The organism is Burkholderia sp. Ac-20349, assembly GCF_017104865.1.
Taxonomy (GTDB): domain Bacteria; phylum Pseudomonadota; class Gammaproteobacteria; order Burkholderiales; family Burkholderiaceae; genus Burkholderia; species Burkholderia aenigmatica.
The window spans coordinates 14,922-41,815 of record NZ_JAAGPM010000024.1; the positions used below are offsets into that span (position 1 = coordinate 14,922).

The 26,894-nt window shown below is 67.7% G+C and carries 23 protein-coding genes; 11 read left to right on the plus strand and 12 right to left on the minus strand.

Going from position 1 to position 26,894, the window contains the following annotated elements:
- Positions 1-4: 4 nt before the first annotated feature.
- From pgaB to G3N61_RS11580, 5 genes are all read left to right on the plus strand, one after another.
- On the plus strand, positions 5-2,104 hold the full coding sequence (gene pgaB / locus G3N61_RS11560; protein ID WP_205822445.1) for a poly-beta-1,6-N-acetyl-D-glucosamine N-deacetylase PgaB: 2,100 nt from the start codon (positions 5-7) through the stop codon (positions 2,102-2,104).
- On the plus strand, positions 2,101-3,372 hold the full coding sequence (gene pgaC, locus G3N61_RS11565) for a poly-beta-1,6-N-acetyl-D-glucosamine synthase (protein WP_043183271.1): 1,272 nt from the start codon (positions 2,101-2,103) through the stop codon (positions 3,370-3,372). The genes pgaB and pgaC overlap by 4 nt, the downstream gene beginning before the upstream one ends.
- On the plus strand, positions 3,350-3,838 hold the full coding sequence (locus tag G3N61_RS11570) for a Biofilm PGA synthesis auxiliary protein PgaD (RefSeq protein WP_205822446.1): 489 nt from the start codon (positions 3,350-3,352) through the stop codon (positions 3,836-3,838). Before pgaC ends, G3N61_RS11570 begins: the two co-directional genes overlap by 23 nt.
- A gap of 118 nt (positions 3,839-3,956) precedes the next feature.
- The gene (gene glmS / locus G3N61_RS11575; RefSeq protein WP_089453229.1) at positions 3,957-5,780 is read left to right on the plus strand and encodes a glutamine--fructose-6-phosphate transaminase (isomerizing); all 1,824 of its coding nucleotides are present in this window, start codon (positions 3,957-3,959) and stop codon (positions 5,778-5,780) included.
- Positions 5,777-7,045 (plus strand): hypothetical protein, encoded by a 1,269-nt coding sequence (locus G3N61_RS11580; protein ID WP_205822447.1) that lies wholly within the window; start codon positions 5,777-5,779, stop codon positions 7,043-7,045. The genes glmS and G3N61_RS11580 overlap by 4 nt, the downstream gene beginning before the upstream one ends.
- A gap of 57 nt (positions 7,046-7,102) precedes the next feature.
- Here G3N61_RS11580 and G3N61_RS11585 read toward each other — a convergent pair whose 3' ends face one another.
- Positions 7,103-7,957 carry a DUF3626 domain-containing protein gene (locus tag G3N61_RS11585; protein WP_205822448.1) on the minus strand — a complete coding sequence of 285 codons (855 nt, stop codon included), beginning with the start codon at positions 7,955-7,957 and terminating at the stop codon, positions 7,103-7,105.
- Between the two features lie 174 nt (positions 7,958-8,131).
- Between G3N61_RS11585 and G3N61_RS11590 the strand changes: the two genes are divergently transcribed.
- Both G3N61_RS11590 and G3N61_RS11595 read left to right on the plus strand, forming a co-directional pair.
- Positions 8,132-8,965, plus strand: a complete 834-nt coding sequence (locus G3N61_RS11590) for a cytochrome c (protein WP_205822449.1) — start codon at positions 8,132-8,134, stop codon at positions 8,963-8,965.
- 29 nt (positions 8,966-8,994) lie between these two features.
- Positions 8,995-9,474: a GNAT family N-acetyltransferase gene (locus G3N61_RS11595; protein ID WP_205822450.1), complete on the plus strand. Its 480-nt coding sequence runs from the start codon at positions 8,995-8,997 to the stop codon at positions 9,472-9,474.
- A gap of 92 nt (positions 9,475-9,566) precedes the next feature.
- Here the strand turns inward: G3N61_RS11595 and G3N61_RS11600 are convergent, their stop codons facing one another.
- The 3 genes from G3N61_RS11600 to G3N61_RS11610 are packed head-to-tail and all read right to left on the minus strand — an operon-like array spanning position 9,567 to position 12,554.
- Complete coding sequence (locus G3N61_RS11600; RefSeq protein ID WP_205822451.1) at positions 9,567-10,838, minus strand: Zn-dependent hydrolase; 1,272 nt, start codon at positions 10,836-10,838, stop codon at positions 9,567-9,569.
- Positions 10,831-11,355, minus strand: coding sequence for an L-2-amino-thiazoline-4-carboxylic acid hydrolase (locus G3N61_RS11605; RefSeq protein WP_043183259.1), 525 nt, complete (start codon positions 11,353-11,355; stop codon positions 10,831-10,833). The genes G3N61_RS11600 and G3N61_RS11605 overlap by 8 nt, the downstream gene beginning before the upstream one ends.
- A gap of 32 nt (positions 11,356-11,387) precedes the next feature.
- Positions 11,388-12,554: a branched-chain amino acid ABC transporter substrate-binding protein gene (locus G3N61_RS11610; RefSeq protein ID WP_205822452.1), complete on the minus strand. Its 1,167-nt coding sequence runs from the start codon at positions 12,552-12,554 to the stop codon at positions 11,388-11,390.
- Positions 12,555-12,731: 177 nt separating this feature from the next.
- On the opposite strand from G3N61_RS11610, the gene G3N61_RS11615 reads away from it, so the two are divergent.
- From G3N61_RS11615 to ahpF, 4 genes are all read left to right on the plus strand, one after another.
- Positions 12,732-13,628: a LysR substrate-binding domain-containing protein gene (locus G3N61_RS11615; protein ID WP_205822453.1), complete on the plus strand. Its 897-nt coding sequence runs from the start codon at positions 12,732-12,734 to the stop codon at positions 13,626-13,628.
- Between the two features lie 128 nt (positions 13,629-13,756).
- Positions 13,757-13,966 carry a ribbon-helix-helix protein, CopG family gene (locus tag G3N61_RS11620; protein ID WP_089453241.1) on the plus strand — a complete coding sequence of 70 codons (210 nt, stop codon included), beginning with the start codon at positions 13,757-13,759 and terminating at the stop codon, positions 13,964-13,966.
- Positions 13,967-14,253: 287 nt separating this feature from the next.
- The gene (gene ahpC / locus G3N61_RS11625) at positions 14,254-14,817 is read left to right on the plus strand and encodes an alkyl hydroperoxide reductase subunit C (RefSeq protein WP_006488685.1); all 564 of its coding nucleotides are present in this window, start codon (positions 14,254-14,256) and stop codon (positions 14,815-14,817) included.
- Positions 14,818-14,945: 128 nt separating this feature from the next.
- Entirely contained in the window at positions 14,946-16,544 is a 1,599-nt protein-coding gene (gene ahpF / locus G3N61_RS11630) for an alkyl hydroperoxide reductase subunit F (protein WP_205822454.1), read from the plus strand.
- Positions 16,545-16,639: 95 nt separating this feature from the next.
- On the opposite strand, the gene G3N61_RS11635 is transcribed toward ahpF, so the two are convergent.
- The 8 genes from G3N61_RS11635 to G3N61_RS11670 form a co-directional block, all read right to left on the minus strand.
- Entirely contained in the window at positions 16,640-17,407 is a 768-nt protein-coding gene (locus G3N61_RS11635; protein ID WP_205822455.1) for an extensin, read from the minus strand.
- Positions 17,408-17,567: 160 nt separating this feature from the next.
- On the minus strand, positions 17,568-18,122 hold the full coding sequence (locus G3N61_RS11640; RefSeq protein WP_205822456.1) for a carboxymuconolactone decarboxylase family protein: 555 nt from the start codon (positions 18,120-18,122) through the stop codon (positions 17,568-17,570).
- Between the two features lie 32 nt (positions 18,123-18,154).
- Complete coding sequence (locus G3N61_RS11645; protein WP_205822457.1) at positions 18,155-19,489, minus strand: aspartate aminotransferase family protein; 1,335 nt, start codon at positions 19,487-19,489, stop codon at positions 18,155-18,157.
- Positions 19,490-19,504: 15 nt separating this feature from the next.
- Entirely contained in the window at positions 19,505-20,554 is a 1,050-nt protein-coding gene (locus tag G3N61_RS11650; RefSeq protein WP_205822458.1) for a C45 family peptidase, read from the minus strand.
- Positions 20,555-20,574: 20 nt separating this feature from the next.
- Entirely contained in the window at positions 20,575-21,303 is a 729-nt protein-coding gene (gene glnQ, locus G3N61_RS11655; RefSeq protein ID WP_205822459.1) for a glutamine ABC transporter ATP-binding protein GlnQ, read from the minus strand.
- Positions 21,300-21,956 (minus strand): glutamine ABC transporter permease GlnP, encoded by a 657-nt coding sequence (glnP, locus tag G3N61_RS11660; RefSeq protein ID WP_011355557.1) that lies wholly within the window; start codon positions 21,954-21,956, stop codon positions 21,300-21,302. The genes glnQ and glnP overlap by 4 nt, the downstream gene beginning before the upstream one ends.
- Before the next feature lie 66 nt (positions 21,957-22,022).
- Positions 22,023-22,775, minus strand: a complete 753-nt coding sequence (glnH, locus tag G3N61_RS11665; protein ID WP_043183237.1) for a glutamine ABC transporter substrate-binding protein GlnH — start codon at positions 22,773-22,775, stop codon at positions 22,023-22,025.
- 537 nt (positions 22,776-23,312) lie between these two features.
- Positions 23,313-26,852: an ABC transporter ATP-binding protein gene (locus tag G3N61_RS11670; protein WP_205822460.1), complete on the minus strand. Its 3,540-nt coding sequence runs from the start codon at positions 26,850-26,852 to the stop codon at positions 23,313-23,315.
- Positions 26,853-26,894: the final 42 nt, after the last annotated feature.

Consider the following 26,894-nt stretch of genomic DNA (forward strand, 5'->3'; position numbering starts at 1 on the left):
GGTAATGCAATCCAGACGGACCTTCATGTGCGGATGCCTCGGCACGTTTGCCGCCTGTTCGCTGTTTCCTGGCGTGACCAACGCCAAGATGATCGACCTGCTGCCGCCTTCCGACCCGGCCGACGGCAAGACGTTTCGCGTGATCTGCATGCATGACGTGCGCGACAACCTGATGGCGTCGTTTTCGTCGCCGTCGACGTCGGCGTTGATCGATCCGTTCGCAGTCGATACCGGCACGCTGACCGCAATCTTCTCGTGGCTGCAGACCAACAACTACCACACCATCACGGTCAAGCAGATCGAGGAGTCGCGGCACGGCGGCAAGCCGCTGCCGCCGCGCGCGGTGCTCATCACGTTCGACGACGGCTTTCGCAGCCACTACACGAAGGTGCTGCCGCTGCTCGAGCGGTTCAAGTATCCGGCCGTGATGGGCATCGTCACCGCGTGGATCGATACCCCGCCGGATACGCCGATCCGCCTCAGCGACAAGGTCCAGGTGCCGCGCGACTACTTCATGTCGTGGGACGAGGTGAAGCGTCTCGGCCAGTCGCCGTTCGTCGAACTCGGCTGCCACACGCACAACCTCCATCACGGCGCGATCGCGAATCCGCAAGGCAACGAATTGCCGGCGACCACGTCGCACCTCTACCTGCAAGACGAGAAGCGCTATGAAACCGACGCCGAATTCGAAGCGCGCGTGCACAACGACCTGCAGACATGCGTGCGGCAGATCCACGAACACACCGGCATCGTCGCACGCTCGATGGTGTGGCCATACGGCGCGGAAAACCAGCCGGTGCGCCAGATATCGACGTCGCTCGGCATGGACATCCAGTTCAGCCTCGATTCCGGCCCGAATACGCCGGACGTGCCGCTGGACCGGCTGCGGCGGATCCTGATGATGTACGACGTCGACATCGGCGGGTTCGAGCGCTCGATGCGCGAGCCGGCGTCGAACCGCGGCGACGTCGACGTGCCCGAGCGCACCGTGCAGGTCGACCTGGACCAGGTCTACGATCCGGATCCCGCGCGGCAGGAAGCGAATCTCGGCAAGCTGATCGAGCGCATCTACCGGATGCAGCCGAAATCGGTGTACCTGCAGGCGTTTGCGGACCCGAAAGGCACGGGCGTGGCCGAAGCCGTGTATTTCCCGAACCGGCACCTGCCGATGCGCGCCGACCTGTTCTCGCGCGCCGCGTGGCAGCTCAACACGCGCTCAAACGTGCAGGTGTACGCCTGGATGCCGGTGCTCGCGTTCCGGCCGCCGGCCGACAAGCTGCGCGGGCTCGAAGCCGTGAGTGCCTACGGCGGCGCACCGGCCCGCGAGAACGGCACGCGCACGTTCCGGCTGAGCCCGTTCGATCCGGATGCGCGGCTGATGATCCAGCAGGTCTACGAGGATCTCAGCAAGCACGCGTCGTTCAGCGGCATCCTGTTCAGCGACGACGCCGTGCTCGACGATTACGAGGATGCGGGCCGGCATGCGCTGCGCACCTATTCGCAGTGGGGGCTGCCGGCCGACGTCGGCAAGATCCGCGAGAACCCCGACCTGCTGAAGCGCTGGACCCGGCAGAAGTCGCGCTACCTGATCGACCTGACCCGCCAGCTCGAACAGATCGTGCTGGCCCACCAGAACGTGGGCGACGTGCTGACCGCGCGCAACATCTTCGCGCTGCCGGTGCTCAAGCCCGAATCGGAGGCGTGGTACGCGCAGAACTACGACGATTTCCTCGCCACTTACGACTACGTCGCGCTGATGGCGATGCCGTACATGGAGCAGGCGAAGGATCCCGACGGCTGGCTGGACCAGCTCGTGAAGGCCGTCCGTGCGAAGAAGCTCGGGCTGCGGCGCACCGTGTTCGAGCTGCAGTCGTACGACTGGCACGCGCGCAAGGAGGTCCCCGCCAGCACGCTGCTCACGCAGATGCGGCGGCTGCGCAGCGAGGGCGCGGTGAATTTCGGCTACTACCCGGACAACTTCCTGAACGGCCTGCCGGAACTCGATGCGATGCGCGACGTGATGTCGCTGAAGTCGCGCCTCGACCCGACGTCGATCAACGCATTGATGCAGATGCAGAAACCGCAGGGGACGAAGACGCCATGACCACCCACAGCATCATCCAGCGCCTGCAGGATTTCGTCTTCTACTACCCGTTCTTCATGTCGTACCTGTGGATGATCGGCGGCGTCGTGCACTACTTCCTGCTCGAGGAAGGCCGCGAGCTGTCCACGCGGACGATCGCGTCGAGCGGGATCCCGAAGATCTCGATCGTCGTGCCCTGCTTCAACGAAGCCGCGAACGCGCGCAGCGTGATCGGCCACCTGAACGGGATGCAGTATCCGAACTACGACATCATCGCGGTCAACGACGGCAGCCAGGATCGCACCGGCGAGATCCTCAACGAGCTGGCCGTCGAGATCCCGCGGCTGCTCGTGATCCATCACGCGCGCAACGAAGGCAAGGCGGTCGGGCTCACGACCGCGGCCGCCGTGTCGAACGCGGAATACCTGCTGTGCATCGACGGCGACGCGCTGCTCGCGCACGATGCGATCGGCTGGATGCTCGAGCATTTCCTGACCGATCCGGGTGTCGGTGCCGTGACCGGCAATCCGCGCATCCGCACGCGCACGTCACTGCTCGGCCGCATGCAGGTCGGCGAATTCTCGTCGATCGTCGGGCTGATCAAGCGCACGCAGCAGGTGTACGGCCGCATCTTCACGGTATCCGGCGTGATCACGATGTTCCGCAAGACCGCGCTCGCCGACGTCGGCTACTGGAGCTCGGACATGCTGACCGAGGACATCGACATCAGCTGGAAGCTGCAGTGCCGCGACTGGCGCGTCGTGTACGAGCCGCACGCGCTGAGCTGGATCCTGATGCCCGAGACGCTGAAGGGCCTGTACCGGCAGCGGCTGCGCTGGTCGAAGGGCGGCATCCAGGTACTGATGAAGTACGCGGGCACGCTTGCGCGGCCGACGCAGATGATGATGTGGCCGCTGTTCGCCGAGTACCTGATCGGCATCGCGTGGGCGTACTCGATGTCGTTCATCCTGCTGCTCGCGCTGATCGATGTCGTGTACCCGCTGCCGCAAAGCTGGCACGTATCCGTCGTGCCGCACTGGCACGGGATGCTGCTGGTCGCCACCTGCATCCTGCAATTGATCATCGGCAGCATGATCGATCGTCGTTACGACGAAAAACTCCTGATGTATTTCCTGGACACCGTCTGGTATCCCGTCGCCTTCTGGCTGATCAGCATGATCACCACCGTCGTCGCCCTGCCTGCCATCGTGCTGCGGGGCCGCGGCAAGCGGGCCGTATGGGTCAGCCCCGACCGAGGCATTCAACATGAAGAACGCGCCGATTATTGACCTCTCCCTGCGCGCACCGCGCGAAATGATCGCCGAACGCGGCCGCATCGTCGGCTCCGTGCTGGTCGTCTGGTTCCGGCTCTTGCGGCCGGCGCTGGTGGGTGCCGTCTGGGCATCGATCTGCATCTACACGTACCGCTACCTGCTGCCGTTCAACCCGGCCGAGATGCCGATCGAACAGATGGTGTTCTACGCGACCAGCATCGCGCTCATCGCGGGCACCATCGTCATGTGGCTGATCGCCGGACGCGTCGTGCATCCGCTGGCCTACCGGCTGCGCGTGTCGAAGATGCTGCGGCGCTCGGCCAGCGCGAAGGTGCGCTCGGTGCCGCCGACCGTGCTGGCCAGCGCCCGCCGGCGCGGCGCGCGGCGCACGACGCGCATTCTCGTCGCATCGCACGACGCGAACGGCTCGATCTCGGGCATCGAATGGGTCGCCCACGCCGGGCCGCCGCCCCGCGAGTAGATCAGCGGAGCCGCGCCGCCACGCACGGCACCCACCCGGTGCCGTGCGGCGCCGTTCCTGACACCGTGCTGCCGCGCATTGCCGGCAGGCCGGCAACCTTTTGTGGATGAGGTGAATCATGTGCGGAATCGTCGGAGCAAGCGGCCTGAACAATCAGGTGCCGCAACTGGTCAATGCGCTGAGCCGGCTCGAGTATCGCGGCTACGACTCGTGCGGCATCGCCGTGCAGGACGACGGCCGCCTGCGCAGCGAACGCACGTTGCGGCGCGTGACCGACCTGCAGGCCCGCGTGCTGACGCTGGGCCTCGAAGCGCAGACCTGCATCGCGCATACGCGCTGGGCGACGCACGGCGCGCCGTCGGAAATGAACGCGCATCCGATCATGTCCGGCGACACGATCGCGGTCGTGCACAACGGCATCATCGAGAACCACGACGCGCTGCGCGTGGAGCTGCGGGAGCGCGGCTACACGTTTCGCGGCCAGACCGACACCGAGGTGATCGCGCACCTGATCCACAGCCTCTACCGCGACGACCTGTTCGACGCGGTCGTGCGCGCGGTCAAGCGGCTGCATGGCGCGTACGCGATCGCGGTGCTGAGCGCGCGCGAGCCGCAGCGTCTCGTCGCCGCGCGCGCCGGTTCGCCGCTCGTGATCGGCATCGGCGCCGAACAGAACTACCTCGCGTCCGACTGCGCGGCGCTCGGCGACCTGACCGACCGCTTCGTCTATCTGGAAGACGGCGACGTCGCGCTGATCACGCCGGACCGCATCGCCGTGGTCGACTCGGGCGGGCACGAAGCCCAGCGCCCGCTGTGCCAGGTGAAGGCGCGCGACGGCGATGCCGCGCTCGGCCCGTACCAGCACTTCATGCAAAAGGAGATCTTCGAGCAGCCGAAGGCGATCGACAGCACGCTCGACGGCATCGACACGATCTCGCCGGCGCTGTTCGACGCGACCGACGGCACGCGCGCGCTGCTGTCGCGCGTCAGGAGCGTGCTGCTGCTCGGCTGCGGCACCAGCTACTACGCGGGCCTGACCGCGAAATACTGGCTGGAGGCCATCGCGGGCGTGCCCGCGCAGGTCGAGATCGCCAGCGAATTCCGCTACCGCGATACGGTGGCCGATCCGCGCACGCTGGTGGTCGGGATTTCGCAATCGGGCGAGACGGCCGACACGATCGGCGCGATCGAGCGGGCGCGCGACATGGGCCAGCAACTGTCGATGGCGATCTGCAACGTGGCGACCAGCACGATCGCGCGCAACGCGCCGCTGCGGTTCCTGACGCGGGCCGGCATCGAGCTCGGCGTCGCGTCGACCAAGGCGTTCACGACGCAGCTCGTCGCGCTGTTCGTGCTGACGCTGACGCTCGCGCAACTGCGCGGGCGGCTCGACGCGGCGCAGGTCGCGCTGCACCTGAAGCAGCTGCGTGCGCTGTCCGAGCGCATCGGCCACGCGCTCGCGCTCGAAACGCAGATCATGGGCTGGGCCGCGAAGTTCGCCGGCACCGAGAACGCGCTGTTCCTCGGGCGCGGGATTCATTTCCCGATCGCGATGGAAGGCGCGCTGAAGCTCAAGGAGGTGTCCTACATCCACGCGGAAGGCTATGCGGCCGGCGAACTGAAGCACGGCCCGCTCGCGCTCGTCACGAGCGCGATGCCGGTCGTCACGATCGCGCCGGACGATCGCCTGTTCCAGAAGCTGAAATCCAACATGGCCGAAGTGCGCGCGCGCGGCGGGCGGCTCTACGTGCTGGCCGGCGATCAGCTCGGGATCGACGCCGATCGCGACACGCACCTGATCCGCGTGCGCGAATCGGGCGACCTGCTGTCGCCGATCGTCAACGTGATCCCGCTGCAACTGCTCGCTTATCACGTCGGCTGCGCGCGCGGCGCCGACGTCGACAAGCCGCGCAACCTCGCGAAATCGGTGACCGTCGAATGAAGCGGCGAGCGCGCCCGGCGCAGGCGGTCGCGCAGTGCGTCGCGGCCGCGCTGTGCGGCGCATGCGGCATCGTCACGGTGCCGCCGCCGACTTTCGCCGCCACGCCGGCCGTGCATACGGTCACCGTGCCGGACGCCCCGTCATCCCGCCCGGCCGTCGATCCGCGCAGCTTCATGCACGGCATCGGCGTGGCCGACGCCGGCAACGGCAAGCGCTGGGTGTTCTTCAGCAGCTCGGGCATCGTGCCGCGCGGCGCACTGCGCAACGGCAACTGGCCGCATGACGTGTACGTCGGCGAATGGCTGCCCGGCAAGCCGCACCTGCTGCACGTCCATACGTTCATCAGCCGCCCCGAGGCGCAGGAGCCCGTGTCGATCGCGCAGAACGCGCGCGGCGACATCTTCGTCACGTTCGAGGACGGCTGGAACGCACCGCAGGAGGTCAGCCAGCGCTACGGCGTCTATCGCCGCGACCTGAAGCCGATCAAGCCCTATCCGAACGACGTCGAATCGGGCGGCCACTCGGGGCATGTCGCGACGGCGGCCGACCGCTTCGTCGTGTTCTATTCGGCCGACTGGATCGACGGCGGCGGCGTCGACAATCTCGGCACCGGCAACGGCGTCTACGTGAAAACCTACGACGCCGCCGGGCGCGTGCTGAATCATGTCGAGGTCGCGCCGCACCGCCGCGAATGGTGGCCCGTGATCGCCGGTTCGCCGCACAAGGCGCTGCTGGTCTGGCAGAAGTTCATCGACGACAGTACCGATGCGAAGCTCGAGTACGCGATGTTCGACCCGGTGACCGCGAAGCTGGAGATGCTGGGCGAGCTGAACGACGCCATCCAGTATTACGTCTATTCCGCGGCCTACGTGCCGGCGATCGACCGCTTCATCGTCACCACGACGACCGCGAACGGCCGCGGCGTCGCGATGCTGATCGATCCGAACGGCCAGCGTACCGCGACGCTCGACTGCCTGCCGGCGACGGTGCGCGAATCCAGTATCGGTGTCGCCGGGGCGCGTGCGTACGTGCCGATCCGCGACGGGCGGCTCCTCACGCTCGCACTGTCGCCGGCCGGCATCGCCGCGAGCGGCGCGCAGCCTTCGCCGATTCCGTGGGGCACGACCGGTATCGCCGGTTTCCCGGCGCGCGGCGACGCGATGCATTTCGTGTCGCTGACGCCGTCCGGCGCGCGCGAAGCCGATTTCGAACCGGCACGGGACAAGCCGCTGCCCGAGGCAGAGTTGCGCTGCTCGGGTCAGTGAGGACGGCGCGGCCCGCCCGTCGGTCGCTACCCTCGAACGACTCGATCGCGGTGAACGCTAACGCCCGGCCGTTTCGCTGCCAGGCTCGTCCTGTCCGAAACGCGCCACGCAGTGCCACACCCATTTGGCGGTCTGGTAGTCGAGCAGCCCGTCGCGGGCACGGTCGAGCGTAGCGGGCGTCACGACGCGATCGACGCCGATGCGTGCGATCGCGTCGGCTGCCGCGTCGCCACGAAACTGCCGGCACGCCTCCAGCCGTGCCAGCGACAGCCGAAAGCCGTCGTGCCACTCGACCCGGCAACCCGAGCGGCGAGCGATGGCCTCGACCGTCGTATCGCGATAGCTGGGATCGAGCACGATCGCCTCGACGTCGTCGGCCAGACTGACCACGCCGTGCACGTGCGCTTCGATGTAGTTGTCGAGCTGCGGATCGAAACCGTCGCGATTCTCGGTCGCCAGCGCGACCAGCGGCGTGCCGTCGTGGATCGCGAAATACCGCGGCTCGTAGTAGCTGTCGGGATAGCAGAACGTCGTCCGTTCGAGCACATGGCTGCGCAGGCGCAAGTGGCACGAACCGAAACGGCGCGATCCGCCGGCAGGATCGCGGCGATGATTCAGCGCGCCGTATTTCGGCCGCCAGACGGGATCGGCGGCATCGTAGGCCTGCCCGAACATCCGGCTTTCCCACAACCAGCGCGCGCCGCCGGGATGCGCAGTCAGGCCGCCGTTGCTCGTCGCCGTTTCGAACTGGGATCGGTAGAGGCCGTCGCGGACGATCCGCTCGAGGGTGCCGACACCGTCGACCTGCGTGTCCGGATGGAAGTTGAGCGTCACCGGCCAAGCGTCGGACGGACGGCCGGGCGGCCAGGCCTGCCGGATATGCGCGAGCGCGCGGGTGACGGAAGGGTCCATGTCGTGTTGTCCGGCCGCACCACGCGGCGCATCGGAGCACGATACACCATCGCCTGACGTCCGTTTCCCGTGCCGGCCGCGCCCGTACCGGATAGACTGTCGCCCGACTCATGCCATCGGCGCGCCGCGCGGTATCCTCCCGCCGTTGCCGACCCTGCCCTCCCTGGAGAACGAATGCTGAAGCGCCGGTTGTTTCCGCTGTTGCTGCTGACGGTTTGCCTGCTCGGGCAGCGCGCATTCGCCGAGTCCGCGCTCGAACTCGCGACCGGCGACACGCCCCGCTCTTTCACGCCGCAGGCGCTGCTCGCGCGCCCCGACGCCGCGACGATCCGCGTGCCGCGCGACATCGCGTACGGCAAGCCGATGACCTTCCGCGCGGTGCCGTTCGCCGACCTGCTCGGCGACACGCTGCCGGCCGACGGCGTGCTCGAAACCCGCGCGGCCGACGGTTTCGCCGCGCAACTGCCGCTGGAGCTCGTGCGCCACCGCGCGCCGGCCGGCGCCGTTGCATGGCTCGCGATCGAGGATCCCGCGCACCCGTGGCCGAAACTGCCGGGCAAGGCGGTCAGCGCGGGGCCGTTCTATCTCGTCTGGCTCGGGCCGAAAGCGTCGTCGGTACGCGGCGAGCAATGGCCGTATCAGATCGTGCGCGTCACGATCGAATCGTCGCCGCTCGCGCGCTGGCCGTCGCTTGCCGTCGATGCCGCGCTGCCCGCGAACGACCCGGCCCGCGCCGGCCAGCACCTGTTCGTCACGCAATGCCTCGCGTGCCACCGCATCGACGGCGCGGGCAGCAGCCATGCCGGCCCCGACCTGAACACGCCGATGAATCCGGTCGACTACTTCCAGCCCGCCGCGCTGCGCCGCTACATCCGCAACCCGGCGTCGGTGCGCGACTGGCCGGGCCGCAGCATGCCGGCGTTTCCGCCCGATCAGCTGAGCGACCGCGAACTCGACCAGATCGTCGCGTATCTCGCGTACATGGCACGGCGCAAGGCCGCTCAGTAACGCGCGGCCGGACTCCACAAGGAACGTTGATGACGTCACACGACACGCTGTTCACCATCGCATCGATCGAAGCCGCGCAGACACACCCGCTCCGGGCGACGATCCTGCTGAACGGCGATCTGAACGCGTGCGAACTGGCTGGCGACCATGCGCCGACGACCCTGCACGTCGGCGTACGCGACGCATCGGGCATCGTCGCCGTTGCGTCGCTCTGCGAGGAGTGGCGCGACGACGATCGTGCGCGGCCGGCGTGGCGGCTGCGCGGGATGGCCGTCCACCCTGCGGTTCGCGGCCTGGGCTTCGGGCGCGTGCTGGTGCAGGTGTGTGTGCGGCATGCGGAAGCACATGGGGCCGCGCTCGTGTGGTGCACGGCACGCGAAGCCGCGTACCGGTTTTATGAAAAGCTCGGCTTCGCAGCCGATGGCGCGATGGTGACGATGCCGGGGCGCACCGATACGGCGTTCCATGTGATGCGGCGATATCTCGATCGACACTCGCCGGCGGCCTGACGCGAACCGCGCGTTCGCGTCGTCAGGCGCGAAACGGCGCGATCCGGCCCGGAGAACACGCTCCCGCCAGACCGCCGCCGTCACGCCCAGGCTCAGGCTTCCTGCGCGCTCTGCAGCACCGCACGCAACAGCACGTCGGCGCCCGCCGCCGCCCACTCGGGCGTAATCGCTTCGGCCTCGTTGTGGCTCAGCCCGTCGACGCACGGCACGAAGATCATCCCCGTCGGCGCGACGCGCGCGACATAGCAGGCGTCATGACCCGCGCCGGACACGATATCCATGTGCGACAGCCCGAGCGCCTGTGCCGCATCGCGCACCGTGTCGATGCAGCGCGGCGCGAACGGGATCGGCGCATACGTGAAGATCTGCTCGATCTGCGCGCCGAGGCCCGTTTCGTCGGCCACGCGCGCCAGTTCCGCACGCAGCGCCGCGTCCAGCTCGTCGAGCACCGCGTCGTCGGGATGACGGAATTCGACCGTGAAGAAGCAGCCGCCCGGCACCGTGTTGCGCGAGTTCGGCCGCGCCTCGATCATCCCGACCGTCGCGCGCGCGTACGGCGCGTAACGGCGGCCGAGCACTTCGACGAACGAGATCAGCCGCGCGGCGCCGACCAGCGCATCGCGGCGGAATTCCATCGGCGTCGTGCCCGCGTGCGCGTCGACACCGGTGAGCGTCACCTCGTACCAGCGCTGCCCCTGCCCGGCCGTCACGACGCCGATCGTCTTGCCGGCCCGTTCGAGAATCGCGCCCTGTTCGATATGCAGCTCATACGCCGCATGCACCGGATAGCCGCCGACGGGCTCGGCACCCGCGTAGCCGATCCGCGCCAGTTCCTCGCCGATCGTCTTGCCCGCACCGTCAGTGCGCGACAGTCCGTACTCGAGCGTATAGACGCCGGAAAACACGCCGGCCGACACCATCGCCGGCGCAAAGCGCGAGCCTTCCTCGTTGGTCCAGATCACGACGTCGATCGGGCGCTCGGTCTCGATGCCCGCGTCGTTCAGCGCACGCACGACCTCAAGCCCGCCGAGCACGCCGTAGATGCCGTCGTAGCGGCCGCCCGTCGGCTGAGAATCGGCGTGCGAGCCCGTCATGACCGGCGCGGCGTCGGGATGGCGGCCCGCGCGGCGCGCGAACACGTTGCCCATCTGGTCCACGCGCACCGTGCAGCCGGCGTCTTGCGCCCATTGCACGAACAGGTCGCGCGATTCGCGATCGAGATCGGTCAGCGCGAGGCGGCAGACGCCGCCCTTCGGCGTCGCGCCGATCTGCGCCATCCGGTCGAGCGACGCCCACAGGCGGTCGCCGTCAACGCGCGGCGCACTCGCGTTTGCCGCATTGGTATGGGCGGTGTCGTTACGCATCGCCGTTCTCCGGCGCGGCTTGCAGCGCGTAGCGGAAATCGCAGCGCTTGCCGCCCTGCATGATCGTGCTCGTGCGCGTGAGCGCGACGTCCGGCGCGTAGCCCTGGATGAAATAGCTGTCGCGCGCGCAGCTCAGCAGGTGGCCGATCTCGCCGAGCCCCATCGCGTGATACATCTCCGCGTAGCTGCAGCGATGCACGTCGTAGTCGTAGTGCGCGTCGTCCGCGCGCCGCACCTCGACGTCGAGCGCATCGTCCTTCTCCCACAGCACCTGCAGTGCGATGAACGACTTCACGCTCGCGCCGTCCGGCTCCTGCGCGGCGAAGGTGCGGCCGGCGTCGACGGCCGCGCCGCGCACGGCTTCCGCGATCACGGCCTGCGCGCGCTCGGCGCCGAACTCGCGCTTCATGATCTCGTAGATCGGCTTGATGATTTCCGCTTCGATGCGGCGTCGCGCGAGGATGCCGAGGCGCGTGTCCTCGGGTGCGGCGGCGGGTGTCTGGGTCGCTTCGGTCATGGGGATCGTCTTGGTTTTTTACGCTGTTTCGTTTACTTGGCCGCGGTGCGCGAGCCGCCGAGCACGTCGACGACGGTCCACTTGCCGCCGCGCACCTGATAGATCGTGAAGGCCGGGTCCTTCAGGTTGCCTTCGTTGTCGAACGCGACCCGCCCCGTCACGCCGGGCCGGTCGATCGCACGCACCGCCGCGACCAGCTTCGCCGGCTGCGTCGTGCCGGCCTTCTGCGCGGCCGCGATCAGCGTGGCGGCCGCGTCGTACGCGAACGGCGCATGCAGTTCGATCGGGGCGTGGAAGCGCGCCTGGTATTGCGTGTCGAACGCCTTGCCGCCCGGCATCCGGTCGAGCGGCAGGCCCGGTTCGAGCGCCGTCACGCCGTCGCCGTCCTTGCCCGCGAGCGACAGGAAGGTCTGGCTCACGAAGCCGCCCGCGCCGAGCAGCGGCGCGTTCACGCCGAGCTGGCGCATCCGGCGCGAGATCGGCGCAGCCTGCGCATCGAGGCCGCCGAAGAACACGAGATCCGCGCGCTTGCCCTTGATCGCGGTCAGCACGCCGCTGAAGTCGGTCGTCTTGTCGTTCACGTACTGGCGATCGACGATCGCGCCGCCGTTCGCCTGCACGCCCTTGATGAACTGATCGGCGAGCCCCGAGCCGAACGACGTGCGATCGTCGATCACCGCGATGCGCTTCGCCTTCAGCGTCTTCACCGCGTACGCGCCGGTGAAATTGCCGCCCGCATCGTCGTGACCCATGATGCGGAAGGCCGTCGCATAGCCCTGCTGCGTGTACTGATGGCCGGTGGACGCCGGCGCGATCTGCGGGATGCCCGCATCGCGATAGACGCGCGACGCCGGCACGCTGCAGCCCGTATTCCAGTGGCCGACGACGCCAATCACGTGCTTGTCGACGAGCTGCTGCGCAACCGCAACGGCCGTGCGCGGGTCGGACTGGTCGTCGGCCGCGACGAGCTTGTAGGCGACCGGCTTGCCGCCGATGGTCGGATGCTTCGCGTTCGCGTCGTCGATCGCGAGTTGCGCGCCGTTCTGCAAGTCCTTGCCGATCCGCGCGGACGGGCCGGTGAGCGGCGCGGCGAGACCGATCAGGATCGTCTGCGGAGCGGATTGCGCGAACGCGGGAACGGAGGCGACCAGGGCGGCCGCCGAGAAGGCGAGGCTGGCGGGGAGAAAAGCGATTTTCATGTGCGAGGATCGGTAAATCGGATCAAAACATGAAAAATATTAAATATTCATCACCCAAACCCCAAATACCCAATTGTTGGATGCTTATGCCGTTCTCGACACATTAACTTAAATCGCTGTAATTACAGGATATTTTCATGTTGGCGCTTACCCTGACTTTTCGATAAAATTCGACACATGAAAAATATCGAACAATTGCCGTACGATCCGCCGCTGCGCGCGGTGCGTGCGTTCGAAGCGTTCGCGCGTCTCGGGTCGGTCACCGCGGCGGCGGGCGAGCTCGACATCACGCCGTCGGCGGTCAGCCATCAGCTACAACTGCTCGAAGCGTTCATCCAGACGCCGCTGACGGTGCGCGAGGGCCGGCTGCTCGCGCTCACCGACGAAGGCCGCGACTACTACCGCTCGATCAGCGCCGCGTTCTCGGTGCTGCGCAGCGCGACGCGCTTCGTGCGCGACCGGTCGTCGCTGCGGCAGATCACCGTCAGCCTGATTCCGCTGCTCGGCATCGGCTGGTTCATTCCGCGGCTGCACACGTTCCTGGCGGACAACACCGACGTCGACGTGACGGTGCTGTACGCGCATCACCGCAACTACCGCAGCGATGCGTCGGACCTGTCGATCCGCTTCGGCACCGGCGACTGGCCCGGCTACCGCTGCGAACGGCTGCTGCCGGGCGCGATGGTGCCGATGTGCAGCCCGCCGTTCCTGAAGCGCCACGGGCCGTTCCGCACGCCGGCCGATCTCGCGCGCGCCCCGCTCGTGCATGACGAGGATCGCAGCACGTGGGTCAACTGGCTGCAGGGCGCGGGCGTGAAGCACGTGTCGCATGCGGTGGGGCCGATGTTCGAGGACGGCCAGTTGACGCTGAGCGCCGCGCGCGCGGATCTCGGCGCGGCGTTGCTGCGCGCGCCGCTGGTCGAGCGCGAGCTGGCGAATGGCGAACTCGTGAAGCTGTTCGATCACGCGCTCGACGACGGGCGCGATTACTACCTGTGCACGCGCGAGGACGCGGACATGCCGGACGGGGCGCGGCGCCTGGCGGAATGGTTGAGGAAGATGGCGGGGATTTGAGTGGAGCGGGACGACGTCGAGTCGACAGCCGGGCGATTCTGGAACCCGCATTCGCGTCGGACGTGCCGTGAACTTGCGCCTGTCCCGCCGGATCGCCACGATGACCGTGTCACGTCACGGAGGTTGCAATGAACAGAATTCCGGTCGATCTATCAGATGACCAGCATGCCGCGTTGGCCCGCATCGCCGCGCACCAGAGCCGTTCCCCTGCAGAGATCATCCGGGACGCGATCGATGCCTACATCGCGCTGCAGAACCGGACACTTGCTGACAATGTGTTCGGCCTCTGGAAGGGGCGCGTCGTCGCATACCAGGAAGACTTCCGCTCGGAGTGGTGAACGCGCGCCCCAACATCCGCCACCCGAGCAACCTTCGGCACCGCCCGGAGTCGATCCACCGCGGCCTTTGACGTTCGATGTCATCCCTCTCGCCGCGTCTCCGCCCGGCTGCCGCGCGTCCACGCACCCGCACGTCAATCACCTCCCCCGCACACCCCACCCAATCAAGGGCCGGAAGCAGATAGAAATTCCCGATGCCCCGGATTGAAACAAGCAATTTCACAAACTCAGGGTGAACCCGGATACTGGGAACACTTCATCAACACCACCGCAAAGGAACTCGCAAGATGCCGATCATCAACACCCAAATCAAGCCGTTCAAGGCAACCGCTTACCACAATGGCGATTTCGTGCCCGTCTCGGAAGAGAACTTCAAGGGCAAGTGGTCCGTCGTCGTGTTCTACCCGGCCGACTTCACGTTCGTCTGCCCGACCGAACTGGGCGACCTCGCCGACCGTTACGCGGAATTCCAGAAGCTGGGTGTCGAAATCTACGGCGTGTCGACCGACACGCACTTCACGCACAAGGCGTGGCACGACACGTCGGACACGATCGGCAAGATCAAGTACCCGATGATCGGCGACCCGACGCTCACGCTGTCGCGCAACTTCGACGTGCTGATCGAGGAAGAAGGGATGGCCCTGCGCGGCACGTTCGTGATCAACCCGGAAGGCGAGATCAAGCTGTGCGAAATCCACGACAACGGCATCGGCCGCGACGCAGGCGAACTGCTGCGCAAGGTGCAGGCTGCGCAATACATCGCGGCGCACCCGGGTGAAGTGTGCCCGGCCAAGTGGACGCCGGGTGCGGAAACGCTGACCCCGTCGCTCGACCTGATCGGCAAGATCTGACGATCGCTCCGCGCGCCTCGCACGAGGCGCGCGAGACACACCAACACGGGCCGCTGCAGCATGCGGCCCGCGCCCTCCTCCGGCACGACGTGCCCGACCAGAATCATTAATACGGAATCCGAAACGCCATGCTCGACGCCAACCTCAAGAACCAACTCAAAGCGTACCTCGAAAAGATCACGCGCCCGATCGAACTCGTCGCCTCGCTCGACGACAGCGCGAAATCGCAGGAACTGCTGGCGCTGCTGAACGAGATTGCGTCGCTGACGGATCGTGTGACCGTGACCGAACGCCGCGACGACGCCGAGCGCAAGCCGTCGTTCTCGATCGGCGAGCCCGGCAAGCCGGCCGGCATCCGCTTCGCCGGCATTCCGATGGGCCATGAATTCACGTCGCTCGTGCTCGCGCTGCTGCAGACGGGCGGCCACCCGATCAAGCTCGACGACGACGTGATCGAACAGATCCGCGCGCTCGACGGCGACTACGCGTTCGAGACGTATTTCTCGCTGTCGTGCCAGAACTGCCCGGAGGTCGTGCAGGCGCTGAACGTGATGTCGCTGATCAACCCGCGCATCCGTCACGTCGCGATCGACGGCGCGCTGTTCCAGAGCGAAGTCGAGTCGCGCCAGATCATGGCCGTGCCGACGATGTTCCTGAACGGCGCATCGTTCGGCCAGGGCCGCAGCAGCGTGAAGGAAATCCTCGCGAAGCTCGACACGGGTGCGAGCGCACGTGCCGCGAAGTCGCTCGAGAACAAGCCGGTGTTCGATACGCTGATCGTCGGCGGCGGCCCGGCAGGTGCGGCGGCGGCAATCTACTCGGCGCGCAAGGGCATTGCGACGGGCGTCGTGGCCGAGCGTTTCGGCGGCCAGGTGCTCGACACGATGGCGATCGAGAACTTCGTGTCGGTGCAGGAAACCGAAGGGCCGAAGTTCGCGACCGCACTCGAACAGCACGTGAAGCAGTACGACGTCGACATCATGGACGTGCAGCGCGCCGACGCGCTGATTCCGGGCGACGTGCACCAGATCCGCCTCGCGAACGGCGCGGTGCTGAAAGCGAAGACGATCGTCCTCGCGACCGGCGCGCGCTGGCGTGAAATCAACGTGCCGGGCGAGCGCGAATACCGCAACCGCGGTGTCGCGTACTGCCCGCACTGCGACGGCCCGCTGTTCAAGGGCAAGCGCGTCGCGGTAGTCGGCGGCGGCAACTCGGGCGTCGAGGCCGCGATCGACCTCGCCGGCATCGTGAAGGCCGTCACGCTGATCGAATACGGCGCGCAACTGCGCGCGGACGAAGTGCTGCAGCGCAAGCTGCGCAGCCTGCCGAACGTGACGATCGTCACGCAGGCGCAAACGACCGAGCTGACCGGCGACGGCAGCAAGCTGAACGGGCTCGTCTACAAGGATCTGCGCTCGGGCGACACGCAGCGCATCGATCTGGAAGGCGTGTTCGTGCAGATCGGTCTCGTGCCGAACACCGAATGGCTGAAAGGCACGGTCGAACTGTCGAAGCACGGCGAGATCGTCGTCGATGCGCGCGGCGCGACGTCGGTACCGGGCGTGTTCGCGGCCGGCGACGTGACGACGGTGCCGTTCAAGCAGATCGTGATCGCCGTGGGTGAAGGCGCGAAGGCATCGCTCGGCGCGTTCGATCACCTGATCCGGCAGGACGTTGCACCGGTTGTTGCCGCGCAACCGCAGGCCGAGGAAGCGGTCGCCGCGTAACGCGCGTCAGCCCGTCGGCACAACAGTTTGTCTCTCTTGGCCCCGCATGCTTTGGTCGGCGTGCGGGGCCCTTTTTATTCCGGAAGCGATCGCGATTACTTGGTCGTGGTCGGGCCGCCGTTCGCGGGCGCCGCTGACGGCGACTTCAAAGTGCTCGACTCCCTGACCAGTTGCTCGGTCATCGCGGCAGCAACCGGATTCGCACCCGCGGACGAGTTGCCCTGCCGGTACGAACCGCTGCTCGACGGCGTCGACGGCGGCGGCAACGACGGGTCGAGCTTCGCCGATTCCCTGACGAGCGCCGCCGTCTCCGGCGTCTCGGATTTCGTTGCCGCAGGCGCCGCGGCCGCGTGGCGCTCGAGGCCGTCGCGCTTGCGCGGCGCGCGTTGCGTGACCTGCGCGGGGGCGGGTGCGGCCTGCTGCACAGCTTTGGCGGCCGGCGGTGGTGACGGCGGGGTCGAATCCTGCGCATCGACGGTCACGACATTGACCTTCGGCGGCGGTGCGCTCGGCTTCGTCACCGGCTGCGGTTTGTCGCTGACAACCGGCACGGCAGGAGCAGACGCAGGCGCTGCGCTGACGCGTGCAGTTGTGGCCGGCGCAGAAGGTGCCGGTGCGGGAGGTGGCGACGCGACAGCCGCCTGTTTCGGGGCCATCGCGGCGGCCGGGGCCGGCGGCGCGATGGTGCCCTGCACTGCGTGATCGTTGCTGGCAGGCGCCGTGGCAACGGGCGCGGCCGAATCGCCGATGCCGGCATCTTCGATCGCGCGGTGGTCCGCGCGCAGGAGCATCACGTAGGCAGTGCCGGCTGCGGCTACCAGGAGCCCACCGGCGATCATCAAGGTCTTGCGGGTACTCGTCATGCTTGCTCACCGCTCATATCGACGTGAACAAGCCATCATACGCGGCGATCGGCCATCGATCCCGCATGAATACATTTGGTTGCATTGTGCCGGGAACAGGTCGGCGCGGTGTTCATCAGACGTATCGCCGCCCTGCTCCGGCACTGTCGAAACGCGGCGGTTACTCCGGAAACGGCAATTCGGTCTGCCCTTCCGCGCGCATGCCGAACGTGTTCAGCGTCATCGCGACGAGCGCGTAGTAGCCGAGCAAGGCCACGAGATTCACGACGGTTTCGTGGCCGAAGCGTGCTTCCGCCCGCGCGAACGTCGCATCGCTCACGCGCCGCGTATCGTACAGCTCGCTCGCGAACGCATGGATCAGCGCATCGTCGTCCGACTCGAAGGCGGGCACGACGCCGCGCCGGATCGCGTCGGCCGTCGCGGCCGGCACGCCCGCGTCGACGGCGATCGGATGGTGGATGTGCCACTCGGCCTGCGAGCGCCAGCGCGCGGCCGTCACGAGAATCGCGAGTTCCGACAGGCGCAGCGGCAGGCCCGTGCGATAGCGGCAGAACGCGCCGAGCTTCTGCGCGTGCTGAGCGAGCTCGGGGCTCGCGATCCAGCCGAGAAACGGCCCGTTCAGGTTGCCGCGCGGGCCGCTGAGAATGTCGGCCAGCACGGCCTTCTGCTCATCGGTGGCCGATGCGGGATCGAACGGAGGCAATCTGTTGGTCATGGCGAGCTCCGGAGAAGGTTCGACGAATGCGCTCACGCGCCGGCCGACGCGAGCGCCGCACCGATCGCGCCCGACAGCCGCTCGACGATCGTATCGATCTGCTGCGCGGTGCAAATGAAAGGCGGCGCGACCAGGATGTGATCGCCGTGCACGCCGTCGATCGTCCCGCCCATCGGATACACCATCAAGCCGCGCTGCATCGCTTCGCGCTTGACCGCTGCGTGCAGCTTCAGCGCCGGATCGAACGTCGCCTTGCTGTCGCGATCGCGCACGAGCTCGACGCCGACGAACAACCCGCGGCCGCGCACGTCGCCGACGTGAGGATGCGCGCCGTAGTGCTCGCGCAACGACGCACGCAGTTGCTCACCGCGTGCCTTCACGTTGTCGAGCAGCTTCTCTTCGGCGATCACGCGCTGTACCTCAAGCGCGGCCGCGCAGGCGGTTGCATGGCCGAGGTACGTGTGGCCGTGCTGGAAAAAGCCCGAGCCGTCGACGATCGTCCGGTAGATGCGGTCGCTGACGAGCGTCGCGCCGATCGGCTGGTAGCCCGCGCCGAGCCCTTTCGCGATTGTCAGCAGATCGGGCGCGACGCCGTCTTCATCGCATGCGTACAGATAGCCCGTGCGCCCCATCCCCGACATGATCTCGTCGAGGATCAGCAGCACGCCGTACTTGTCGCACACCGCACGAATCTTCTTCAGGTACGTGCGCACCGGCGGCACCGCGCCGGCCGTTGCGCCCACCACCGTCTCCGCGACGAACGCCGCGACGTTGTCCGCACCGAGTTCGACGATCTTCTGCTCGAGTTCGTCCGCGAGACGCTGCGCATACGCTTCGTCGGTTTCGCCGGCCTGCTGGTCACGGTACGCGAAGCACGGGCTCACGTGGTGCGCTTCGATCAGCAGCGGCAGGAACGGCTCGCGCCGCCACGCATTGCCGCCGATCGCGAGCGCGCCGAGCGTGTTGCCGTGATAGCTCTGGCGCCGCGCGATGAAATGGCGGCGCTGCGGCTCGCCCTTCTCGACGAAATACTGGCGCGCGAGCTTCAGCGCGGCCTCGACCGCCTCGGACCCGCCCGACACGAAATACACGTGTTCGAGGCCGGCCGGCGCGGCGTCGACGAGCCGGTCGGCCAGCTCCTCGGCCACGTCGGTCGTGAAGAACGACGTATGCGCGTACGCCAGTTGCTGCGCCTGCCGCTTGATCGCGTCGATCACGCGCTGGTTGCTGTGGCCGAGGCACGAAACGGCCGCGCCGCCGCACGCGTCGATATAGCGTTTGCCGGTCGAGTCGATGATCTCGATGCCGTCGCCTGCGACGGCAACGGGCAAGGTGGCGCGCGGTGCGCGATGGAAAACGGTCGTCATGCGTTGCCTCATGGATCAGGATGCGTCGTGCGCGTGTCCGGACGGCACGATGCGCGTCGCGAAACACTGCGCGCCCTGTTGGTGAATGGTGAAATCGATCGATGCCGCGCCGATCGCGAACACGGCCGTGGCCAGCGTGTTCTCGTCGTCGGGGTCGGCCGGATCGTCGCGATAGATCGGCAGCCCTTCCGGTGCGCGATCGCCGAGCACGCGCAGCAGCGCGCCTTCATCGATTGCGTCGATGGCGGGCGTCAGCGCATCGACGCGGCGCTGGCGGTCGGCCGACGATTGCGTGACGATCTGCGCTTCCGCGTCGCAGCCGGGATGCACGAGATGGTTCGCATGCCCTGTGAGCCGCGCGACGTCGATCACCGAACAGCGCGCGACGCTCGCCTCGATGCTCAGCAGCCGCGCATCGCCGGTCGCGCCCAGCGTGTGATGAAAACCGCTTGCACGCGCATGACCGCGCAGCACGTCGGCCGCCGCGTCGAGCGACGTCGCGTCGAGCACGGCGCGCGCGAGGATCATGCGCGGCACGCCCGCTGCCGGCGTGCGGATCCGCAGGTTGTTGATCGCCTGCGCGATGCCCGCCCGGTTCGCGGCAAAGGTATGGCCCGGCAGCGAACCGGGGTAATAGAAGCTGATGAAGCCCGGCTTGCCCACCGGTTGCACATCGACGAGCAGGCAGCGCTCGCGCAGGTACGGATCGCCGTCCTCGTTGTGCGCGATCCAGCGCGTGCCATTCCCGTCGCGCGCGGCAAGCGTCGTGCAGCCGTCCGGCGCGTTGTGGATCAGCTCGCCGCGACAGTTCCACAGAAAGATGTCCTCGGCCGGCCAGCCGACGCCCGCCGCGATCCCGTCCAGTTCCGCGACGAGATCGGGATACGCGGCCAGCGCGGCCTGCCGCAGCGAAGCGACGAACGGATGGCCGCGCCAGCGGCGCACGGCCTGCCACGCGCTGCTCTGCTGCATGTAGGCATCGAACACGGGACGGGCGAGCTCGCCGAGGCGCACGCCGATGTCGAACGGCGCGCCGGCGATGACGGGGGAAAGGGAAAGCGGCATGTCGGAGGGTTCGGTTTCGTTCAGGACACGTGTTTCAGGAAATCCTTCAGGCGCGGGGTCGGCGGCCGGTCGATCAGGTCGACCGGATGGCCGTCCTCGGCAATCCCGCCCTGATCCATGAACAGCAGGCGCGTGCCGACCCGTTTCGCAAAGCCGATCTCGTGCGTGACGACGATCATCGTCATCCCTTCGGTCGCGAGATCCTGCATCACTTTCAGCACTTCGTGGCGTAATTCCGGATCGAGCGCCGAAGTCGGCTCGTCGAACAGCATCAGCCGCGGCCGGATCGCGAGCGCGCGTGCAATCGCGACGCGCTGCTGCTGGCCGCCCGACAGCTCCGACGGGTAATGATTCGCGCGCGATTCGAGGCCGACCTTGTCGAGCAGCGCCATCGCCTGGTCGCGCGCGTCGGCACGCGAGGCGCCGCGCACCTGGATCGGCCCGAACATCACGTTCTCGAGCGCGGTCATCTGCGGAAACAGGTTGAACTGCTGGAACACCATGCCGGCTTCGAGCCGGATGTTGCGGATCGTCGTCGCGTTGCCGCGCACGCTCTGGCCGTCGACCAGCAGCTCGCCGCCGGTGATTTTCTCGAGCGCGTTGATACAGCGCAACATCGTCGACTTGCCCGAACCGGACGGGCCGATCACGACGACCACCTCGCCCGCATCGATCTTCAGGTCGATATGCTTCAGCACCGGCACGTGGCCGAAGCTCTTCGACACGTTCTGGAATTCGATCATGCTCATAAGATGCGCATCCTCTTCTCGACGAGCCGCAGCGTCAACGTCATGGCGCCGGTCAGCAACAGGTAGATGACGGCCACGGCCGTCCAGATCTCGACCGCCTGGAAATTGCCCGCGATGATTTCCTGCCCCTTGCGCGTCAGCTCGCCGACGCCGATCACGATGAACAGCGACGTGTCCTTCAGGCTCACGATGCACTGGTTGCCGAGCGGCGGAATCAGCCGCCGGAATGCAAGCGGCCCGACCACCTTCAGCAGCACGCGCGGCATCGACAAGCCCATCGCGAGACCCGCTTCCGTCAGCCCCTTCGGGATCGACAGCAGCGCGCCGCGCACCACTTCCGCGAGATACGCGCCGGAATTCACCGTAATCGCGATGATCGCGGCCGTCAGGCCGTCGATGCGGATATGCGCGAGCAGCGGCAGCGCGAAATACAGGAACATCACCTGCACGACGATCGGCGTGCCGCGGATCAATTCAATGTAAACCTGTGCGAGCACGTTCATCGCCTTCGGTCCGTATGCGCGGAACATGCCCGCGATCATCCCGACGATGAAACCGCCCACCAGCCCGAAAAATGCGATGAACACCGTCAACCGGACCCCGTCCATCAGGTCCGGCAACGCCGCCCAGATCGCCGACCAATCGAAATTCACTTGTCGCTCCCCGTTCGATTCAAGACCGGCGCGGCCACCCGGCCGCGCACTGCTGCGGCGTCACGCTCACATCTTCGGCGGTTCGGCACCGAACCACTTCTTGTAGATCTGCGCGTAGCGGCCATCGGCCCGGATCTTCACGAGCGATGCGTTGACCTTCGGCACGAGCGGGCTGCCCTTCGGGAAGCCGATCCCGTACTTGTCGCCGCTGACCGGCTGGCCCGCAACCTTCACCTTGCCCTTGCCTTCGTTGTTCACGAAGAACAGCACGTTCGGCGTGTCGTGCATCGCCGCGTCGACCCGGCCGGCTTCGAGCGCGAGGTAGGCCTGGTCGATGTTCGGGAACTGGCGGATCTCCTTCGGCTTCAGGTGCGCCTTGATCCAGTCGATCGTCGCAGTGCCTGTTTTCGCGGCGATCACCTTGCCGTTCAGGTCGTCGATCGACTTGATCGTCGTGTTGCCGGTCTGCACCATCGCCGCGAGGCCGCTGTCGTAGTACGGCGCGGAGAAGTCGATCGCCTTCTTGCGCTCCTCCTTGATCGTCATCCCCGACAGCGCGACGTCGATGTTCTGCGTCTGCAGCGCCGGGATCAGGCCCGCGAAATCCATCGGCTGGATCGTGTATTTCCAGCCCTGGTCCTTAGCGATCTCCGCCCACAGGTCGAGATCGAAGCCGACGTACTTGTCGCCCTGCTTGAACTCGAACGGCATGAACGACGTGTCGGTCCCGACGACGAGCGTCTTGGTGTCCGCGTGCGCGAGGCTTGCGCCGAGCGCGGCAACCACCGCGACGGCTTTCAGGAAGGAACGGCGACTCATGGTTTCTCTCCGCATGATTGAGCGATGTGACCGGCCAGCCGGCCGGCGGAACGACGACATCAAGCCGCACCGCAACATGCGATGTCGAATTAGACCTTAGTGCAACAAGTGTTGTCAATGGCGATACTACGACAACAAAAAAGTCCGCAACGGGTAAATGCATCGAGACAAACCCGGGGCGCGTGGGACGGATAAATCGGAGGAAAAGGAATGCGACCCGGGGCGAAGTGCCCGGGCCGCATCGTGCTGCGGCGGCCGATGGCGGCGCTTGAGGAGCGGTTGGCGGTGACGGTGGGCTGGTCGGGCGGGGTTGCCGTCCAGGACATCACGCCCGAGAGGATGATGACGGCGCGACCGCACGGCGCGGATCGCCGCCGTTCACGCGTTTGTCAGCATGAATCGTCGGCGATTCGACGCGGCGTCATGCCGTGCCGGGGCGGCTACCCTCCGCGATGCCGGCAACCGCCGACACGATTCAACGCAGGTTGCGGAATGCGCGCGGCCCCGCCAGCCGGCCGCGCGCCGATGCTGCGTCGCTTACGCCGCCACCCCGCTCGCCTGATGCGAAACGAGCCGCGCATACGCGCCCTGCCGTGCCATCAGGTCCGCATGCCGGCCGGCCTCGATCACGCTGCCGTGCGCCATCACGAGGATCAGGTCGGCATTGCGCACGGTCGACAGCCGGTGCGCGATGATGATCGACGTGCGTTGCGTCATCAGGTCTTCCAGCGCCGCGCGGATCTGCTGCTCGCTGATCGTGTCCAGATGGGACGTCGCTTCGTCGAGGATCAGCACGGGCGCATCCTTCAGGAACGCGCGCGCAATCGCGACACGCTGACGCTGGCCGCCCGACAACTGCACGCCACGTTCGCCGACGCGCGTCGCGAGCCCGTCCGGCAGCCGCGCGACGAAGTCGCCGAGCGCCGCATGGTCGATCGCGCGCTGCACGTCCGCGTCGGACGCGTCGTTCGCGGCGAGCCGGATGTTCGCTTCGAGCGTGTCGTTGAACAGGTAGGTATCCTGCGCAACCAGCGCGATGTGCTGCCGCAAGTCGTCGAGCCGCAAGTCGCGCAGATCGACGCCGCCGAGCGTCACGCGGCCCTGCTGCGGATCCCAGAAGCGCAGCAGCAGGCTCGCGACCGTCGACTTGCCCGCGCCCGACGCACCGACCAGCGCGACCGTGCTGCCCGGCGGCACCTCGAAGCTCACGCGGTCGATCGCGGGCACGCTGCGGCCCGGGTACGTAAAGGACGTGGCTTCGAAACGCACCGCCGGATTGGCCGGCATCGCCTCCGCGCCGTCCGTCACCGGCACGGGCTCCTTCTCCAGCGCACGCAGGCGGCGCGTCGACGCGATCGTGTCGGCAAGCTGGCGCGCGACCTGGCCGATCTCGGCCACCGGCATGAAGGCGGCCACCGCAATCAGCACCAGCAGCGGCAACGACTCGCGCGGAAACCAGCCGCGCGCGCACAGCAGCGCACCAAGCGCCGCGACGGCCAACCCGCCGAGCCCGCTCGCGACTTCCAGTGCGGCACTCTGCGTCGACAGGTCGTCGAGCAGCTTCGCACGCTGCTTCCGGTACGCATCGACTTCGGCCACGAACGCTGCGCGACGGCGCGCGACGGCCTGGAACGCGGTCAGCTCCGCGAGCCCCTGGATCGTTTCGGTCAGGTGCGCGCCGAGCTGGCCGAGCGCTTCGCGCGCGCCGGTGCCGAGCCGGTCGACGTCGCGCCGCGCCAGCACCGGCGCGAGCCCGGCCCACAACAGGAACGGCAGCAGCACGAGCGCGAGCGGCCACGCGACCGACGCAAGCAGTACCAGCACGGCGGCCGGCACCAGCACCGCGACGAACGCGGGCGCCAGCGTGTGCGCATAGAAATATTCGACGGTCTCGACATCCTGCGTCGCGAGCGACACGAGATCGCCGGAGCGGCGACGCAGCAACCCGGCCGGCGCGAGACGCTCGAGCGTCGCGAACAGCGCGATGCGCATTTCCGCGAGCAGCCGGTACGCCATGTCGTGCGCGAGCCACGATTCGAGCCAGTGCAGCACGGCCGCCACCGGCGCGATCACGAGCAGCGCAGTAACGAGCGTCGGGTTCACGTGGCCGCCCGGTACCGCGCCGACCACCAGCGCGCCGATCACGCCGACGCCGATGAACGCGAGCACACGCCCGATCCCGAACAGCACCGTCAGCACGACCTTGCCCGTCCACGGACGCACGAAGCGCAGCAGCGTCTGCAGGGTTTCCGGCCAGCCGATCTCCGCCGCATCGTCGTTCAGCGGCCGCACCTGCGGGCCCGACGACGCGCGCGCGGTCGCGCCGGCCGTCGTGGCCGTGCCGACCGACTCGACGGCCGCTTCCAGTTGCGGCCCCATCAACCGGCGATACGGGCCGTCGCGTGCGATGAGCGCCGCGTGCGTGCCCTCGTCGACGACCTGCCCCTGGTCGAGCACCAGGATGCGGTCGGCGCCGATCACGCTGGACAGCCGGTGCGCGAGCACGAGCGTGGTCCGCCCGCGCGTGAGCCGGTCGAGCGCCTGCTGGATCAGCGCTTCGTTTTCCGCGTCGACCGACGACAGCGCCTCGTCTAGCAGCAGGATCGGCGCATCGCGCAACAGCGCGCGGGCAATCGCGAGGCGCTGGCGCTGGCCGCCCGACAGCATGAGCCCGCGTTCGCCGATGCGCGTCGCGTAGCCGTCGGGCAGCGCCGAGATGAAATCGTGTGCGTTGGCCGCGCGCGCGGCGGCGATCATGTCCGCGTCGCTCGCGTCGGGGCGGCCGAGCCGCAGGTTGTCGGCGACGCTGCCGTCGAACAGCGTCGCATCCTGCGCGACGACCGCGATCATCTCGCGTACCTGGCCGGCATCGAGCGTGCGCACGTCGTGGCCGCCAATGCGGATCGCGCCGCCCTGCGCATCGTGCTGGCGCAGCAGCAGGCGCACGATGGTCGACTTGCCCGCGCCGCTCGGCCCGACGATCGCCACCGTCTCGCCTTCACGAACCGAGAAGCTCAGCGCCGCATGCGCGTCCGCGCGGCGCCCCGGATACGCGAAGCTGACGGCGTCGAACGCGATCTCCGGCCGCAGGCCCGTCACACGCGGCGCGTCGTTGGCCGGTGCATGGCTATCCGCTTCGAGCAGCGCGTGAATCGCATTCGCCGCCGACTGGCCGATCATGCCCTGGTGCAGCACGGAACGCAGGTCGCGCAGCGGCCGGAAGATTTCGCTGCCGGCCATCAGTACGATCAGCAGCGCCTCGAGGCTCATGTCGCCGTGCCGCACGCGCCACGCGCCGACCGCGATCGCGGCGGCCGCGCCGAGGCCGGTGCCGAGATCGGTGAAGAGCCGCGTCAGCAGGCCGAGCGCGAGCACCCAGAACGTGCTGTCGGACAGCGCACGCGCCTTCGCCGCCAGCTTCGCACCGAACGCCGTGCTTTGCCCGAACGCCTTCAGCGTCGGCAGGCCTTGCACCGCGTCGAGAAACTCCTCGCCGAATGCCTTGAAGGCGGCCGAACGTGCGAGCGCCGCGCGCTTGTCGGCGCGATGCACGAGTTGCGGCAGCGCGAGCGTGACGAGCGCCGCGACCAGCAGGATCGCGGCCGTCGGCACGTCCCACCAGGCGAGCACCGCGAAGATCATCACCGGCGCGCAGGCGGCGATCACGAGTTGCGGCAGATAGGTGCCGAAAAAGGTCTGCAGCTGCTCGACGCCGTCGACGACGGCCAGCATCACGCCGCCCGTGCGTTCGCCGCTGAACCAGGCGGGGCCGAGCGCGGCGATCCGGTCGAACAGCCGCGCGCGCAGCGTGGCCTGCACGCGCCCGGCCGTGTGCTGCGCGAGCACCGTGCGGCGATGGTCGAGCCATGCGCGCAGCAGCACGCAGGCCGCCGTTGCAACGACGGTTTCGCCGATGCTGCGCGCCGGCGCGCCGGAAAAGACCAGCGCCAGCACGCGGCCGAGAAACACGAAGCGCAGGATCCCGACACCCATCGCGAGCAGCCCGAGCGCGACGGCCGCGGCGACCCGCCAGCGCAGTCCCGCCATCATTGCCCATAGTCGTCGGTCGAAATACATGAAGCCCTCCGGTAGTGTCCGATGATGTTTTTTCTTGACCGG

Coding starts and splice junctions, on each gene's coding strand:
- glmS (WP_089453229.1), top strand. CDS start 3,957: ATGTGCGGAATCGTCGGAGCAAGCGGCCTGAACAATCAGGTGCCGCAA.
- G3N61_RS11600 (WP_205822451.1), bottom strand. CDS start 10,838: ATGCGTAACGACACCGCCCATACCAATGCGGCAAACGCGAGTGCGCCG.
- G3N61_RS11580 (WP_205822447.1), top strand. CDS start 5,777: ATGAAGCGGCGAGCGCGCCCGGCGCAGGCGGTCGCGCAGTGCGTCGCG.
- G3N61_RS11640 (WP_205822456.1), bottom strand. CDS start 18,122: ATGACCAACAGATTGCCTCCGTTCGATCCCGCATCGGCCACCGATGAG.
- G3N61_RS11615 (WP_205822453.1), top strand. CDS start 12,732: ATGAAAAATATCGAACAATTGCCGTACGATCCGCCGCTGCGCGCGGTG.
- G3N61_RS11595 (WP_205822450.1), top strand. CDS start 8,995: ATGACGTCACACGACACGCTGTTCACCATCGCATCGATCGAAGCCGCG.
- glnH (WP_043183237.1), bottom strand. CDS start 22,775: ATGAGTCGCCGTTCCTTCCTGAAAGCCGTCGCGGTGGTTGCCGCGCTC.
- pgaB (WP_205822445.1), top strand. CDS start 5: ATGCAATCCAGACGGACCTTCATGTGCGGATGCCTCGGCACGTTTGCC.
- G3N61_RS11570 (WP_205822446.1), top strand. CDS start 3,350: ATGAAGAACGCGCCGATTATTGACCTCTCCCTGCGCGCACCGCGCGAA.
- G3N61_RS11585 (WP_205822448.1), bottom strand. CDS start 7,957: ATGGACCCTTCCGTCACCCGCGCGCTCGCGCATATCCGGCAGGCCTGG.
- G3N61_RS11590 (WP_205822449.1), top strand. CDS start 8,132: ATGCTGAAGCGCCGGTTGTTTCCGCTGTTGCTGCTGACGGTTTGCCTG.
- ahpF (WP_205822454.1), top strand. CDS start 14,946: ATGCTCGACGCCAACCTCAAGAACCAACTCAAAGCGTACCTCGAAAAG.
- pgaC (WP_043183271.1), top strand. CDS start 2,101: ATGACCACCCACAGCATCATCCAGCGCCTGCAGGATTTCGTCTTCTAC.
- G3N61_RS11645 (WP_205822457.1), bottom strand. CDS start 19,489: ATGACGACCGTTTTCCATCGCGCACCGCGCGCCACCTTGCCCGTTGCC.
- G3N61_RS11605 (WP_043183259.1), bottom strand. CDS start 11,355: ATGACCGAAGCGACCCAGACACCCGCCGCCGCACCCGAGGACACGCGC.
- G3N61_RS11650 (WP_205822458.1), bottom strand. CDS start 20,554: ATGCCGCTTTCCCTTTCCCCCGTCATCGCCGGCGCGCCGTTCGACATC.
- ahpC (WP_006488685.1), top strand. CDS start 14,254: ATGCCGATCATCAACACCCAAATCAAGCCGTTCAAGGCAACCGCTTAC.
- G3N61_RS11635 (WP_205822455.1), bottom strand. CDS start 17,407: ATGACGAGTACCCGCAAGACCTTGATGATCGCCGGTGGGCTCCTGGTA.
- G3N61_RS11670 (WP_205822460.1), bottom strand. CDS start 26,852: ATGTATTTCGACCGACGACTATGGGCAATGATGGCGGGACTGCGCTGG.
- G3N61_RS11620 (WP_089453241.1), top strand. CDS start 13,757: ATGAACAGAATTCCGGTCGATCTATCAGATGACCAGCATGCCGCGTTG.
- G3N61_RS11610 (WP_205822452.1), bottom strand. CDS start 12,554: ATGAAAATCGCTTTTCTCCCCGCCAGCCTCGCCTTCTCGGCGGCCGCC.
- glnQ (WP_205822459.1), bottom strand. CDS start 21,303: ATGAGCATGATCGAATTCCAGAACGTGTCGAAGAGCTTCGGCCACGTG.